We start from the raw sequence: 14,886 nt of genomic DNA, 5'->3' as shown, positions 1-14,886 counted from the left end.
CGACTCTATCAGATCTTTTCTCGACCCGATTTCCTCGGTGCTTTCCAGGTTCTCGCTTTCGCGTTTCCCTTTCCGGCGGTTCCGACTTTATCAGAGATTCTGAGCCGGATTTTCCACCCCGCTCCGGAGACTGTGTCCGGCGCACGGAGTGGCCGGGTTCCCGGGGGAGCGAGCCGTAAACGTACTGGAGCGGGGCGCCTCGATGCAAATCGAGGCGCCCCGCTCCAAGTCCGTGCGTACGAACGGGCCGTACGCGGGTCAGACCTCCACGACGACCGGCAGGATCATCGGCCTGCGGCGGTACCTGTCGGAGACCCACTTGCCCAGGGTGCGGCGGATCAGTTGCTGCAGTTGGTGGGGTTCCACGACGCCGTCCTGCGCCGAGCGCTCCAGGACCTCGGTGATCTTCGGGAGGACGTCGACGAAGGCCGCGTCCTCGATGCCGGAGCCCCGGGCCTGGACGTGCGGGCCACCCGTGATCTTGCCGGTGGACGAGTCCACGACGACGAAGACCGAGATGATGCCCTCCTCGCCGAGGATCTTGCGGTCCTTCAGCGCGGGCTCGCCCACGTCGCCGACCGAGAGGCCGTCGACGTACACGTAGCCGGCCTGGACCTTGCCGGAGATCTTCGCCTTGCCCTGGACGAGGTCGACGGCGACGCCGTCCTCGGCGATCACGATGCGGTCGTGCGGGACTCCGGTCAGGGCGCCCAGCTCGGCGTTGGCGCGCAGGTGGCGCCATTCGCCATGGACCGGCATCAGGTTGCGTGGCCTGCAGATGTTGTAGAAGTACAGGAGCTCGCCCGCCGACGCGTGGCCGGAGACGTGCACCTTGGCGTTGCCCTTGTGGACGACGTTGGCGCCCCAGCGGGTGAGGCCGTTGATGACGCGGTAGACCGCGTTCTCGTTGCCCGGGATCAGGGACGACGCCAGGATCACCGTGTCGCCGTGGACGATCCGGATCTGGTGGTCCCGGTTGGCCATGCGCGAGAGTGCGGCCATCGGCTCACCCTGCGATCCCGTGCAGACGAGGACCACCTCGCTGTCCGGGAGGTCGTCGAGCGTCCTGACGTCGACGACGAGACCCGGTGGGACCTTCAGATAGCCGAGGTCCCTGGCGATGCCCATGTTGCGGACCATGGAGCGGCCGACAAAGGCGACCCGGCGGCCGTTCTCGTGGGCGGCGTCCAGGATCTGCTGGATGCGGTGGACGTGGCTGGCGAAGCTCGCCACGATGATCCGCTTGCGGGCGGACGCGAAGACCTGGCGCAGGACGTTGGAGATGTCGCGCTCGGGCGGGACGAACCCCGGGACCTCGGCGTTCGTCGAGTCCGAGAGAAGGAGGTCGATGCCCTCCTCGCTCAGGCGTGCGAACGCGTGCAGGTCCGTGAGCCGGCCGTCCAGCGGGAGCTGGTCCATCTTGAAGTCGCCGGTGTGGACGACCATGCCGGCGGGCGTGCGGATGGCGACCGCGAGCGCGTCCGGGATGGAGTGGTTCACCGCGACGAACTCGCAGTCGAACGGGCCGACCCGCTCGCGGTGGCCTTCCGCGACCTCGAGCGTGTAGGGGCGGATGCGGTGTTCCTGGAGCTTGGCCTCGATCAGGGCGAGGGTCAGCTTGGAGCCGATCAGCGGGATGTCCGGCTTCTCGCGGAGCAGGAAGGGGACGCCGCCGATGTGGTCCTCGTGGCCGTGCGTGAGGACGATGCCCTCGATGTCGTCGAGGCGGTCCCGGATGGACGAGAAGTCCGGCAGGATCAGGTCGATTCCGGGCTGCTCCTCCTCGGGGAAGAGCACCCCGCAGTCGACGATCAGCAGGCGGCCGCCGTATTCGAAGACCGTCATGTTGCGGCCGATCTCACCGAGGCCGCCGAGTGGGGTGACCCGCAGGCCGCCTTCGGGAAGCGGCGGCGGCGAGCCGAGTTCAGGATGCGGATGACTCAAAAGACTCTCCTCACCACACGCGCCACGTACCGATGGGGCACGTGGCGCGCGTGACGTTCGTGCAGAAGCAGTTGTCGTTGTGGGATGCGGGCATCGGTGGCCCGCTTATTCAGTTGTGAAGTCCCTACGCGCCCGTTCGGGGCGAAGTCCGTTGTCAGAGCTGTACCCCGCCGGCAGCAAGATCGATCTTGAGTTGCTCGATCTCCTGGGGCGTGAGTTCGACCATGGGCGGGCGCAGCGGGCCGCCGGGCAGTCCCTGGAGGGTGAGTGCGGCCTTGGTGGTCATGACGCCCTGGGTGCGGAACATGCCCGTGTAGACCGGGAGCAGCTTCTGGTGGATCTCGGTCGCCTTCTGGACGTCGCCGCCGGTGTACGCCTCGACCAGCTGACGCAGCTCGGGGGTGACCAGGTGCCCGACGACGGAGACGAAGCCGACGGCGCCCACAGAGAGCAGCGGCAGGTTCAGCATGTCGTCGCCGGAGTACCAGGCGAGGCCGGAGCGGGCGATGGCCCAGCTCGCGCGGCCGAGATCGCCCTTGGCGTCCTTGTTGGCGACGATCCGCGGGTGCTCGGCGAGCCGGACCAGCGTCTCCGTGTTGATCGGGACGCCGCTGCGGCCGGGGATGTCGTAGAGCATGACCGGCAGCTCGGCGGCGTCGGCGACGGCCGTGAAGTGGCGGTACAGGCCCTCCTGCGGGGGCTTGTTGTAGTACGGCGTGACGACGAGCAGGCCGTGCGCGCCGGTGCGCTCGGCCGCTCGGGCCAGTTCGATGCTGTGGTGGGTGTCGTTCGTGCCGACGCCCGCCACCACGTGGGCGCGGTCTCCCACGGCCTCCAGGACGGCTCGTACGAGGTCCGTTTTCTCCGCGTCGCTGGTGGTGGGGGACTCACCGGTGGTGCCGTTGATGATCAGGCCGTCGTTGCCTGCGTCCACCAGGTGCGTGGCGAGCCGCTGCGCGCCGTCGAGGTCGAGTCCGCCGTCCGCCGTGAAGGGCGTGACCATGGCGGTAAGGACCCGCCCGAAGGGGGTCTGCGGAGTGGAGGTCGGAGCCATGGGTTACACGCTACTCGTTGCTCAAGGCGCGGTCTGCCCTCGGGATGCGGGAAAAGTCTGGACAAAGGAGGATCCCGGCACTGCCTGCTCGGGGGTTCAAGCAGTGCCGGGTCCGTTTGATCAGGCTAGATGAACTTCTCCAAATGCCGCAATACGGACACTTCGCCCGACTGATCCGGACACCTGCGCCTGCCCGGGATACCGGCGTGCGCTACGGCGCGACCCGGCCGTTGGCGTTGAAGGCGGCGTAGGTGAGCGGCATGAGCTCGGCCCACTCCGCCTCCATCTTCTCGCCGACCATCTCGATCTCGCGCTGCGGGAAGGACGGGACCTGGGCGAGCTCGTGCTGGGTACGCAGACCGAGGAAGTGCATCAGCGAGCGGGCGTTGCACGTGGCGTACATCGACGAGAACAGGCCGACCGGCAGCACCGTGCGCGCGACCTCGCGGGCGACGCCCTCCGCCAGGAGCTTCTGGTAGGCGGCGTAGGCCTGCTGGTACGACTCGTCGAGCACGCGGTGGACCGTCTCGTACTGCGCTGGCGTCCCCTCCACGAAGGTGTACTTGCCCGGGCGTCCCTCCTGCACCAGCTTGCGGGAGGTGTCGGGGACGTAGAAGACGGGCTGGAGCTCGCGGTAGCGGCCGGACTCCTCGTTGTAGGACCAGCCGACGCGGTGCCGCATGAACTCCCGGAAGACGAAGATCGGCGCACTGATCAGGAAGGTCATCGAGTTGTGCTCGAAGGGGCTGCCGTGCCTGTCCCTCATCAAGTAGTTGATCAGGCCCTTCGACCGCTCGGGGTCCTTCTGCAACTCGGCGAGGGACTGCTCGCCGAGGGTCGAGACCCGGGCGGCGAACAGGACGTCCGAGTCGGAGGCGCTGGACTTCACCAGCTCGACCGTGACATCACCGCGCAGGGCGATGTCGGGGTGGGGGGCATCGGCGGAGGTCAAGAGGATCCTTCCCGTCACTGCGTGGACGGCGCCCACTCTACTCATCCGTGTGTTGAGCGAAGATTCTCCCGATAAGACGGCACTTCACCGGGTACTCGCGCGTCTGTACTGATGACAGTCGTTCATGCGACGCCCCGCGTACTCAGAGAGGTGTCACTCCCCCGCCCCGTCGGCGTGCGTCCGCCGGGCAGACAGCTGGGCGCCGGCTGATGGGGCTCACCATCGTGGCCGGGCCGCCGGCTCCCTGGTGATCGGGATGCCGACGCTCGAGCAGGATCACGTGTCGACGCCGACGCGGCAGCCACGGGCCTCCGACCGCCGCTGAGACAGACCACTGCCGACGGCCACCGGATGGGCCCGGCTTCCGGCGGTCGCCGCGCGGGCCGCTTCCTCGGACGGACCCCCAAGGGTGGTGGGCGCGGACGCGGGTCGATAGCCTCACCGGGCACAGCCCATGCATGGATGAGCGAGGACCCAGCCGTGCCCCTGTCCTTCCTGACGGCCGACAACGCCTTCGACACGACCGGCGATGTCGCACTGCCGTTCGACGACCGCGACCGCTGGCGGCGGCCCTACCGCCCCGGCCCGTGGCGGGTGGGCGCGTCCGCGCTCTGGCTGCTGCTGGCCTCGTACGTGCTGTTCGCAGCGGTGATCATCGCCCTCACCGACACGCCGGCCGCGTCCGCCGTGATCTTCGGTATCGCGCTGGTGATCATCGCCATCGCCCTGCGGTTGCTGCGCATGGGCGTGTGGGTGAGCGCGCACGGGCTGCGCCAGGTGCGCTTCCTGCACACCCGGACCGTGTCGTGGGACCGGGTCGCGGCCGTGCGGACGCTGCAGCAGCCGGTGCGCTGGCTGGGCCTTCCGCGCACGGTCCAGGGGCAGGCACTGATCCTGGACCGCAAGGGCGCCGCCGCGGACGACATGCCGTATCTGCTGACCACCCACAATGCCGACTTCCTGGCCCGCTCCAGCGCCTTCGACCGGGCAGCGGACGCGGTGGAGGCCTGGGCCGCGGAATACGGGCAGGGCTGAAACCCTCCCCGGGCGCCGAGAGGTCTCGGACACCCGGGTGCACCGAGGGGCCTCAGACCCCGGCGGTCTCGCCCTCGTGGAGTGCGATCGCCCGCTGCATCGCCTTGCGTGCGCGGGGGGTGTCCCGGGCGTCCTGATAAGCGACGGCGAGGCGGAACCAGGTTCGCCAGTCCTCCGACGCCGCCTCCGTCTCGGCCTTGCGCCGAGTGAAGACCTCGTCGGCCGAGTCACGGTCGATACGGCCGCTGGGCAGCCGCTTGAGTTCGTCGACGGGCAGACCGCCCTCGGCGTCGAGCTCGGCGGCGAGAGCGTTGGCCCGGCGGACGAACTGGGTGTTCTTCCACAGGAACCACAGACCGATCACCGGCAGGATCAGCACCGCCACACCGAAGGTGACGGTGACGACCGTGCCGGTCCTTATGAGCAGCACACCACGGCTGCCGACCAGGACGAAGTAGAAGACCAGGACGGCGGCCGTGACGAGGTAGGAGAGTTTCGCGCGCATGACAGTCCGGCTCAGCCCAGGTCCAGGAAGTTTTCCAGGCCGAACGTGAGCCCCGGCGTGCTCACCACGCGGCGCGCGCCCAGCAGGATGCCCGGCATGAAGCTGCTGTGGTGCAGCGAGTCGTGCCGGACGGTGAGCGTCTCGCCCTCGCCGCCGAGGAGGACCTCCTGGTGGGCGAGCAGACCTCGCAGACGCACCGCGTGCACGGGCACGCCGTCGACGTCCGCGCCGCGTGCCCCGTCCAGGGCCGTGACCGTGGCGTCCGGCGCGGGAGCCGAGCCCGCCTTGGCACGCGCCTCGGCGATGAGCTGGGCGGTGCGGGTCGCGGTGCCGCTGGGGGCGTCGACCTTGTCGGGGTGGTGCAGCTCGACGACCTCGACGGACTCGAAGTAGGGCGCGGCGATCTGCGCGAACTTCATGGTGAGGACGGCTCCGATGGAGAAGTTGGGCGCGATCAGCACGCCCGTCTCCGGAGACTGCTCCAGCCAGCCGCGCAGCTGCGCGAGGCGCTCGTCCGTCCAGCCCGTCGTGCCGACGACGGCATGGATGCCGTGCCGTACGCAGAAGTCGAGGTTGCCCATCACCGAGGCGGGGGTGGTGAGCTCGACGGCGACCTGGGCGCCGGTCTCGGCCAGGGTCTCCAGTCTGTCGCCCCGGGAGAGGGTCGCGACCAGCTCCATGTCCTCGGCGGCCTCGACCGCCCGTACCGCCTCGGAACCGATACGGCCCTTGGCGCCGAGTACCGCCACGCGCAGTTTGCTCATGTTCTTGCTTCCTTGCCGATGACGGGTCCGGGACCGAAGTCGGTTCGGGACCGATGACTGGTTCGGGTGTCAGGCGACGGCATCGTGCAGACGGGACGCCTGCTTGTCCTTCAGGGGACCGATGACCGACAGCGAGGGCCGCTGTCCGAGGACGTCACGCGCGACCGCGCGGACCTCCTCCGGGGTCACCGCCGCTATCCGGGCCAGCATGTCGTCGACGGACATCTGCTCGCCCCAGCACAGCTCGCTCTTGCCGATACGGTTCATCAGCGCGCCGGTGTCCTCCAGGCCGAGGACCGTGGAGCCGCGGAGCTGGCCGACGGCGCGGGCGATCTCCTCGTCGGACAGGCCGTGCTCGGCGACGTGGTCCAGTTCGTCGCGGCAGATCTTCAGCACGTCGTGCACCTGTGACGGACGGCAGCCGGCGTAGACGCCGAACAGGCCGCAGTCGGCGAAGCCGGAGGTGTACGAGTAGACGCTGTAGGCCAGGCCGCGCTTCTCCCGTACCTCCTGGAAGAGGCGGGACGACATGCCGCCGCCGAGGGCGGTGTTCAGCACGCCGAGGGACCAGCGGCGGTCGTCCGTGCGCGCCAGGCCCGGCATGCCGAGCACGACGTGGGCCTGCTCGGTCTTGCGGCCGATCAGTTCGACGCGGCCGCTGGCGCGGATCGCTCGGCGGCCGTCACGCGGCGCGATGGGCTGGGCGGCGTGGTCGTCGAGCGCACCGGCCCTCTCGAAGGCCGCGCGCACCATCCGGACGACCTTGCCGTGATCGACGTTGCCGGCGCAGGCGACCACGAGGTGGGTCGGGTCGTAGTGCTTCTTGTAGAAGCGTCGGATGCGGTCGGCGGTGAGGGCGTTGACGGTGTCGACCGTGCCGAGGACCGGGCGGCCGAGCGCGTTGTCGCCGAACATCGTGTGCGCGAACAGGTCGTGCACGCAGTCGCCCGGGTCGTCCTCGGTCATGGCGATCTCTTCGAGGATCGCGCCGCGCTCGACGTTCACGTCCTCTTCGAGGATGAGCGAGCCGGTCAGCATGTCGCAGACGACGTCGATGGCGAGCGGCAGGTCGGTGTCGAGCACCCGCGCGTAGTAGCACGTGTACTCCTTCGCCGTGAACGCGTTCATCTCGCCGCCGACCGCGTCGAGGGCGGAGGAGATGTCCAGGGCGCTTCTGCGCCCGGTGCCCTTGAAGAGCAGGTGCTCCAGGTAGTGCGTGGCGCCGTTCAGGGACGGCGTCTCGTCACGGGAGCCTACGTGCGCCCAGATGCCGAAGGTGGCGGAGCGGACGGAGGGCAGCGTCTCGGTGACGACGCGCAGACCACCGGGGAGGGTGGTCTTGCGGACGGTGCCGATGCCGCCCTCGCCCTTGATGAGGGTTTGGGTACGGGCGACGGCCCGCGCCTCCGAAGAGGAGCGGGCCGTCACCTTGGAGCCGTGGGACGTCACTGGTCGGCGTCGTCCTTCGTGTCCTCGGAGGCTTCCTCGCCCTCGATCACGGGGATCAGGGAGAGCTTGCCGCGGGAGTCGATCTCGGCGATCTCGACCTGGACCTTGTGGCCCACACCGAGCACGTCCTCGACGTTCTCCACGCGCTTGCCGCCGGCCAGCTTGCGGATCTGCGAGATGTGCAGCAGACCGTCCTTGCCGGGCAGCAGGGAGACGAACGCGCCGAAGGTGGTCGTCTTCACGACCGTGCCCAGGTAGCGCTCGCCGACCTCGGGCATGGTCGGGTTGGCGATGCCGTTGATCGTGGCACGGGCGGCCTCGGCGGCCGGGCCGTCGGAGGCACCGATGTAGATCGTGCCGTCGTCCTCGATCGTGATCTCGGCGCCGGTGTCCTCCTGGATCTGGTTGATCATCTTGCCCTTGGGGCCGATGACCTCACCGATCTTGTCGACCGGGATCTTCACGGTGATGATCCGCGGCGCGTTCGGGGACATCTCGTCGGGCCGGTCGATGGCCTCCATCATCACGTCGAGGATGTGGAGACGCGCGTCCCGGGCCTGCTTCAGGGCGGCGGCGAGCACGGAGGCCGGGATGCCGTCCAGCTTGGTGTCGAGCTGGAGGGCGGTCACGAACTCCTTGGTGCCGGCGACCTTGAAGTCCATGTCGCCGAAGGCGTCCTCCGCACCGAGGATGTCGGTGAGGGTGACGTAGTGCGTCTCGCCGTCGATCTCCTGGGAGATCAGGCCCATGGCGATACCGGCGACGGGGGCCTTGAGCGGCACACCGGCGTTCAGCAGCGACATGGTCGAGGCGCAGACCGAGCCCATGGACGTCGAGCCGTTGGAGCTCAGCGCCTCGGAGACCTGGCGGATCGCGTAGGGGAAATCCTCGCGCGCCGGCAGGACCGGCACGAGCGCGCGCTCGGCGAGGGCGCCGTGGCCGATCTCGCGGCGCTTCGGGGAGCCGACGCGGCCGGTCTCGCCGGTGGAGTACGGCGGGAAGTTGTAGTTGTGCATGTAGCGCTTGCGGGTCACCGGGGAGAGGGTGTCCAGCTGCTGCTCCATGCGGAGCATGTTCAGCGTGGTGACGCCCAGGATCTGGGTCTCGCCACGCTCGAACACCGCGGAGCCGTGCACGCGCGGGATGGCCTCGACCTCGGCGGCGAGCGTACGGATGTCCGTCACGCCGCGGCCGTCGATGCGCTTCTTCTCCTTGATCACGCGCTCGCGGACCAGCTGCTTGGTGAGCGAGCGGTACGCGGCGGAGATCTCCTTCTCGCGGCCCTCGAACTCCGGCAGGAGCTTCTCGGCCGCGAGGGTCTTCACGCGGTCCAGCTCGGACTCGCGCTCCTGCTTGCCGGCGATGGTGAGCGCCTGGGCCAGCTCGGGGCGGACGGCGGCGCTGAGCGCCTCCAGGACGTCGTCCTGGTAGTCCAGGAAGATCGGGAACTCGCCGGTCGGCTTGGCGGCCTTCGCGGCGAGGTCCGACTGCGCCTTGCACAGGACCTTGATGAAGGGCTTCGCGGCTTCCAGACCGGCGGCGACGACCTCCTCGGTCGGCGCCTCGGCACCACCGTCGACCAGCTTGATCGTCTGGTCGGTGGCCTCGGCCTCGACCATCATGATCGCGACGTCGCCGTCCTCCAGGGCGCGGCCCGCGACGACCATGTCGAAGACGGCGTCCTCGAGCTCGGTGTGCGTCGGGAAGGCCACCCACTGACCGCGGATCAGCGCGACGCGGACGCCGCCGATCGGGCCGGAGAAGGGCAGGCCGGCCAGCTGCGTGGACGCGGAGGCGGCGTTGATCGCCACGACGTCGTACAGGTGGTCGGGGTTGAGCGCCATGATCGTGGCGACGACCTGGATCTCGTTGCGCAGGCCCTTCTTGAAGGACGGGCGCAGCGGGCGGTCGATGAGGCGGCAGGTGAGGATCGCGTCCTCGGAGGGCCGGCCCTCGCGGCGGAAGAAGCTGCCGGGGATCTTGCCGGCGGCGTACATCCGCTCCTCGACGTCCACCGTGAGGGGGAAGAAGTCGAGCTGGTCCTTGGGGTTCTTGGAGGCGGTGGTGGCCGACAGCACCATGGTGTCGTCGTCCAGGTACGCCACGGCGGAGCCGGCGGCCTGCTTGGCCAGGCGGCCCGTCTCGAAGCGGATGGTGCGGGTGCCGAACGCGCCGTTGTCGATAACGGCCTCGGCGTAGTGGGTCTCGTTCTCCACTAGCGTTTTCTCCTCGTCTTCGTCCCTCCTCGCCCGTGTGGCGGGGGGACGGTGGCGGAGAAGCGCTCCGTCTGGTGCGGACCGGTCTTCGATCGAAGCACCCGGGTCACTTCCCCCCGGGGGCCACTACCGAGGACCGGCGGCGGCGCGGTGCGCTCCTCCTCGTTCGTCTTGTGAACCCGCCTACCCCGATGGATGGGGGGATTCACGCTGTGTCGTGCGTGCGGTGCTCCGTCGTGCGTACTGTGCTCGGTCGAGCGCACCGCGGACGGGTCGTGCGTACTGCCTTGGGTCGTGCGTACTGCGTCGGATCGTGCGTATTGCGTTGTGCTACCACACTACAAAGGGGTGGTGACACTCCGCATGTACAGCAAAGGGAGCGGCCCCCTCGTGGTGGGAACCGCTCCCTTCACGGCGTGTTACTTGGCGCCCGCCGCACCGCGGCGGATGCCGAGGCGGTCGACCAGCGCACGGAAGCGCTGGATGTCCTTCTTGGCCAGGTACTGCAGCAGCCGGCGGCGCTGACCGACCAGGATCAGCAGACCACGGCGGGAGTGGTGGTCGTGCTTGTGGGTCTTGAGGTGCTCCGTCAGGTCGGAGATCCGACGGGACAGCAGAGCGACCTGGACCTCGGGGGTGCCGGTGTCACCCTCCTTGGTACCGAACTCGGAGATGATCTGCTTCTTCGTAGCGGCGTCGAGCGACACGCGTACTCCTCATAGTCTGTGAAGGGCCACCGAGTGCCCCCGGTCTGCATCTCGGGGGAGCTTCCATGACTCGGAAGGCGGGGATCCGCTGGGCGCGGCCTCCAGGGCCTGGGGCTCCGGGGGTGCGTACACAAACGGCCAGCAGACAGGTTACCAGCTGGTGAGGACCGCTCCGCCCGTGCCCGGCGAAGCGCCCTGCCGGCGGCGGAGCGGCCACTAGGGTGAACGGTCGGATCGTCGTCGGAACGTTCACGTCGGGAAGGGGTCGCTGCGCGATGGCGGAGTCGGAATCGGAGATCAGGGCGCGCAAGGAGCGGGAGCGGGACGAGCTGTACGCACTCGACATCTCGGGCGTCGACTGGAACAGCGCGCCGGGCACGGAGGAGCAGGAGGAGCGGGTGGAGATCGCCTACCTGCCCGGCGGAGCCGTGGCCATGCGCTCCTCGCTCGATCCGGAGACCGTGCTCCGGTACACGGAGGGTGAGTGGCGGGCGTTCGTGCTCGGGGCGCGGGACGGGGAGTTCGACCTGGAGCCGGCGCCGGGGGGCGGAGGGGCGGCCGAGCAGTAGTCCGGTGCGGCGGCCGGTGGCGGACCGGCCGCCTCAGGCGGGGGTCGGACCGGCCCGCCGCAGGCGGGGGCGGGCGTCAGAGGGTGCTGCGGGCGGTGCTTTCGATGCCGAGGACCAGGTAGATCCACGCCTTGCCGGAGGGCGGGCCGTCGACCAGCTTGGCCCCGAAGAAGAGGCGGCCGCGGTGGACGGCGATGTAGTTGTGCTCCGCCGCCGTCATCAGCCGGGCCTCCTCCGGCACCTCGAAGTAGAAGTAGGGCGTCTCACGGCCGGATTCCGGGTCCAGGCCGACGAGGGCGTGGGGCGCGATGCCGTCGTCGCTCAGGCGCAGCGCGAGCAGGTGGTCACCGCTCATCCGGATCGGGTGGAGCAGCGAGCCGGGACCGGAGTCGAACTTCCTGGTGGTGTTGCCGGTCGCCAGGTCGAAGCCGATCACCCAGTTGGAGTTGACGGCCTCGTCCGCGTCCTTGCTGCGGAGGAAGACCTGGTCGTCCGCGACGGCGATGGTGGGGCAGTCGTCGACGACCAGATAGTCGTCGTTCGAGCACTCCCCCACATAGGTGCCGCTCTGCAGACCGATCGTGGCGCGGGTCTTCCCCTTGTCGTCGAGGGAGAGCAGATCGGATATCCCGATCTGGCCGGCCTCGACGGCGAGGACGGGCGGCTCGGCGGACGGGATCCTCAGGTCCCGGATGCCCTTGGCCGCGGAGTGGGTCCACAGGACCTCGCCGGTGCGCGGGTCGATCTTGCGGGCCTTGTAGTGGATGCGTTCCAGCGAGTCCACGGGGAGGCTCTCGTCGTCGTTCGTGCACCGCTGGCGGACGATCAGCGCCGCTCCGCCGGCGGCGCCCATGTCCTGGCAGGGGTCGTCGGACGTCGTACGCCACAGTCGCCTGCCGGTGTCCATGGCATACGCGTCGGTGCCACCGCCCCAGGTCACGACAACCGTGCCGTGGGCCAGGGTGACGCTCGGGGTGTCCTGCCACTCGCTGTTCCGGGGGCTCCCCGGTCGGTCGCCCGGGGATGAGGCGGAGAGGCCGCGCTTCCACACCGTGCGCCCGTCGTCGAGGTCGAAGAAGGCCGCCTGGTCGCAGAGGGCGTCCTGCTCCTCGCTCTCCCGGAAAAGGACGGCCGTACGGTTGTCGCCACTGACATGGCGGGTGTAGCCGCAGATCGGGCCGTCGAGGGTGATCTTCCACTTCTCGTCGCCCAGGGAGGCGTCGGTGCCGACGGGCAGGCCGAGGACCGTCTTGTTGATGCCCTTGGCGAGGATCTTGTCCGTGGCCCACATGCCGGGCATCTCGTAGTGCTCGCCGGGGCTCAGATCGTCCACGGAGAAGCGGAACGCCATCTTCCCGACACTGCTCGCGGGCGGCTTCTCGACCGTCTCACGGACGGCGAGACGGCTCTGCCCCGCGGGGCCCTTCGCCTCGGTCGTCGCGTCGTCGCCGCTCCAGAGGAACCAGCCACCGGCGCCGAATGCCACGACGAGCACCAGGACGAGGGGCCACAACAGCAGCTTGCGGCGGCGGCCGGCGCGGGCGACTTCGGCGGACATCGCGGACTGCGTGTAGACGGAGGGGGGCGGGCCGAAGCTCACGCTTGAGGTTCCTTTCCGTACGTGCGTTCAACTCGTCGTCGGTGGCGGGCGTCACGTTCAGTTCGTCGCCGGTGCCGGACGCCACACTCAACTCGTCGCCGGTGCCGGACGCCACACTCAACTCGTCGCCGGTGCCGGACGCCACACTCAACTCGTCATCGCCCGGGCGGCCGCGTACACGTCGAAGACGGCGAGCGCCAACGGCACGAGGGTCAGCAGCACGAAGCCCTCTGCGATCTCCATGAAGCGTCCCCAGAACGGGGTCGCACCGCCTCGCGACGCGATCAGGCCGATCGCGGTGACGACGGCCGACACCAGCGCGATCGCCGCGACGAGCCAGACGGTACGGACGTCCAGATCGGTACGGTCACCCGACAGGGCGTCACGGACCGCCGACAGGGGCGGATTGAACGCCAGGCCGAGTCCTAGCAGCGCGAGTGAGCCGAAGCCCGCGGCCAGCACGGGGGCGACCTGAGCGGTGTAGCGGAAGAGCTGGGCGCGCATCAGCAGTGCGACGCCCGCGGCGAGAGCGAGGAGTTGGGCCCAGACGCCGTCGGAGAAACCGAGGACCGCGCAGGAGCCGACCGCGATCAGAGCGCACCCGCCGGCCAGGCCGACCAGGAGTTCGTGTCCGCGGCGGGACTGCGCGGAAATCCGGTCGAGGTCGATCGGCTCCACGGGGGCCGGGTCGGTGCCGTACGCGCTGCGAGGGGCGGACGCGTGGGCGTCGAAGCCGATCGGGAGCCGGACGAAGCGCAGGGACAGACCGGGCAGGAAGGCCAGGGCCCCTACGGCGACCGGTGCGCACAGGGCGGCGATCTCGGAAGGCGTCCATCGGGCGAGGATTCCCGCGAGGACGGCTGCCAGGACCACCCCGGACGCCGTCACGGCAGCGACGAACGGGCCGTCGCCTCCGGGTGAGCACAGGGTGAGCAGCGTCGCGGCGATCAGTACCGCCGCGCAGGCCAGCAGGAACTGGAGTTTGCCCACACCCTGGCCGTCGGCCAGCGGGAGGAGTCCGGAACCGGCCACCCCGACGTTCGCAAGGGCGCCGAGTCCCAGGGCGATGGCCGAGGCCCGGTCGTTGTACACACGGGCCCGCACGCAGGCCAGGGCGACCAGGAGGACACCGGCGACGCCGGCGAGGACGCCGGGCAGTCCGTGCATGTCGTGACGTGGGTCGCCCATCCAGGCGACGAAGGCGAGCAGGGCCGACAGGAGGGCGCCGCCGGCAAGACCGGCGGCGCGGGTCAGGTCGCCGCCCCACAAGGTGTGCTCCCTGGTCACCGCCGAGGCGACCGCCTCGGACACGTCGTCGTGGACGGCGGGAGGAAGCGACTCCGCGAAGGGGCGCAGGGAGAGGAGTTCGCCGTCGAGAATGCGCTGGGCGGCGAACGAGCGTGAACCGTCGAGAACCCTGCCGTCCCGGCGTACGAGGTGGTAGCCGACCGGCGCGCCCTCGGCGGGGCTCTGCCGGGAGAGCCTGAGGATCTCCGGACAGATGTCGACGACCGGTACGCCGTCGGGAAGGGCCACGTCGATCCTGCTGTCGGGCGCGACGATCGTGACCCGGCAGAAGCCGAGGCCCTGCACGGGCGTGGCGCCTGTTCCGGGCCCTCCCGCGGTGGTTGTCCCGGAGGCCGTGATGCTCACCTGCTGCTCCCCCCTGAGTGATGGTTCCGCGTCGGCGGCGTGAAGAAGTTGCACCGGTTCGCGCGCCGCACGGCCGGCGTGTCCTGCCGGGCGCCCGAACAGCCGCCGTCGGGTGCCGAACCGCACGGAATGTCCGGTCTCCCGGGACCCGCGCCGCATGTGCTCACGCGAACATCCGGCACCTTACCGCCCCCTCGTCGCACAAGAAGTCAGTAGGATCACGCGGCGGCCCGCGTCCGCCTGACACGGGGTGGTGGACGGTACTTGCCGGGGCCGGCAAGGGAATTGGTGAGCAGTGAGCCCTTTCAGCGTGGCCACTGATCGGGTGACGTCGGTCAGGTGGGGGTGGGTGCCGCAACGGACAGGGCTCCCGTGCCGTTGAGGGAGGTGTTCGAAGTCTCAACCCATCAGCACAGGAGCCCTGTTGGTTCCGTATCC

Annotated in this window: 12 protein-coding genes; 2 read left to right on the top strand and 10 right to left on the bottom strand. The window is 69.6% G+C overall.

The features are described from left to right. Nucleotides 1-258 precede the first annotated feature (258 nt). The 3 genes from ACWCPM_RS33715 to thyX form a co-directional block, all read right to left on the bottom strand. A complete protein-coding gene (locus tag ACWCPM_RS33715) occupies nt 259-1,944 on the bottom strand; it encodes a ribonuclease J (RefSeq protein WP_450980078.1) in 1,686 nt (561 codons plus the stop codon). Nucleotides 1,945-2,098: 154 nt separating this feature from the next. After that, the gene (gene dapA, locus ACWCPM_RS33710; protein WP_450980077.1) at nt 2,099-2,998 is read right to left on the bottom strand and encodes a 4-hydroxy-tetrahydrodipicolinate synthase; all 900 of its coding nucleotides are present in this window, start codon (nt 2,996-2,998) and stop codon (nt 2,099-2,101) included. 211 nt (nt 2,999-3,209) lie between these two features. Further along, complete coding sequence (gene thyX, locus ACWCPM_RS33705) at nt 3,210-3,950, bottom strand: FAD-dependent thymidylate synthase (protein WP_450980076.1); 741 nt, start codon at nt 3,948-3,950, stop codon at nt 3,210-3,212. 480 nt (nt 3,951-4,430) lie between these two features. On the opposite strand from thyX, the gene ACWCPM_RS33700 reads away from it, so the two are divergent. After that, complete coding sequence (locus ACWCPM_RS33700) at nt 4,431-4,985, top strand: hypothetical protein (RefSeq protein WP_450980079.1); 555 nt, start codon at nt 4,431-4,433, stop codon at nt 4,983-4,985. A 52-nt stretch (nt 4,986-5,037) separates the two neighbouring features. Here the strand turns inward: ACWCPM_RS33700 and ACWCPM_RS33695 are convergent, their stop codons facing one another. The 5 genes from ACWCPM_RS33695 to rpsO all read right to left on the bottom strand — a co-directional run bounded on the left by ACWCPM_RS33695 (nt 5,038) and on the right by rpsO (nt 10,626). Next, nucleotides 5,038-5,490 carry a hypothetical protein gene (locus ACWCPM_RS33695; protein WP_450980075.1) on the bottom strand — a complete coding sequence of 151 codons (453 nt, stop codon included), beginning with the start codon at nt 5,488-5,490 and terminating at the stop codon, nt 5,038-5,040. Between the two features lie 11 nt (nt 5,491-5,501). Then, entirely contained in the window at nt 5,502-6,254 is a 753-nt protein-coding gene (gene dapB / locus ACWCPM_RS33690) for a 4-hydroxy-tetrahydrodipicolinate reductase (protein WP_450980074.1), read from the bottom strand. A gap of 69 nt (nt 6,255-6,323) precedes the next feature. After that, entirely contained in the window at nt 6,324-7,703 is a 1,380-nt protein-coding gene (locus ACWCPM_RS33685; protein ID WP_450980073.1) for a M16 family metallopeptidase, read from the bottom strand. Then, nucleotides 7,700-9,919 (bottom strand): polyribonucleotide nucleotidyltransferase, encoded by a 2,220-nt coding sequence (locus ACWCPM_RS33680; protein ID WP_450980072.1) that lies wholly within the window; start codon nt 9,917-9,919, stop codon nt 7,700-7,702. The genes ACWCPM_RS33685 and ACWCPM_RS33680 overlap by 4 nt, the downstream gene beginning before the upstream one ends. Before the next feature lie 419 nt (nt 9,920-10,338). Beyond that, nucleotides 10,339-10,626: a 30S ribosomal protein S15 gene (gene rpsO, locus ACWCPM_RS33675; protein WP_053763275.1), complete on the bottom strand. Its 288-nt coding sequence runs from the start codon at nt 10,624-10,626 to the stop codon at nt 10,339-10,341. 275 nt (nt 10,627-10,901) lie between these two features. Here rpsO and ACWCPM_RS33670 point away from each other — a divergent pair, with 275 nt between their 5' ends. Then, complete coding sequence (locus ACWCPM_RS33670; RefSeq protein ID WP_450980071.1) at nt 10,902-11,195, top strand: DUF397 domain-containing protein; 294 nt, start codon at nt 10,902-10,904, stop codon at nt 11,193-11,195. Between the two features lie 76 nt (nt 11,196-11,271). Here the strand turns inward: ACWCPM_RS33670 and ACWCPM_RS33665 are convergent, their stop codons facing one another. Further along, the gene (locus ACWCPM_RS33665; RefSeq protein WP_450980070.1) at nt 11,272-12,795 is read right to left on the bottom strand and encodes an outer membrane protein assembly factor BamB family protein; all 1,524 of its coding nucleotides are present in this window, start codon (nt 12,793-12,795) and stop codon (nt 11,272-11,274) included. Between the two features lie 147 nt (nt 12,796-12,942). Next, on the bottom strand, nt 12,943-14,448 hold the full coding sequence (eccD, locus tag ACWCPM_RS33660; RefSeq protein ID WP_450980069.1) for a type VII secretion integral membrane protein EccD: 1,506 nt from the start codon (nt 14,446-14,448) through the stop codon (nt 12,943-12,945). Nucleotides 14,449-14,886 lie beyond the last annotated feature (438 nt).

The sequence above is a fragment of the Streptomyces sp. NPDC002309 genome (assembly GCF_053593375.1).
Note: the sequence above shows the minus strand (reverse complement) of the source record. Positions and strands in the feature narration are given on the sequence as shown.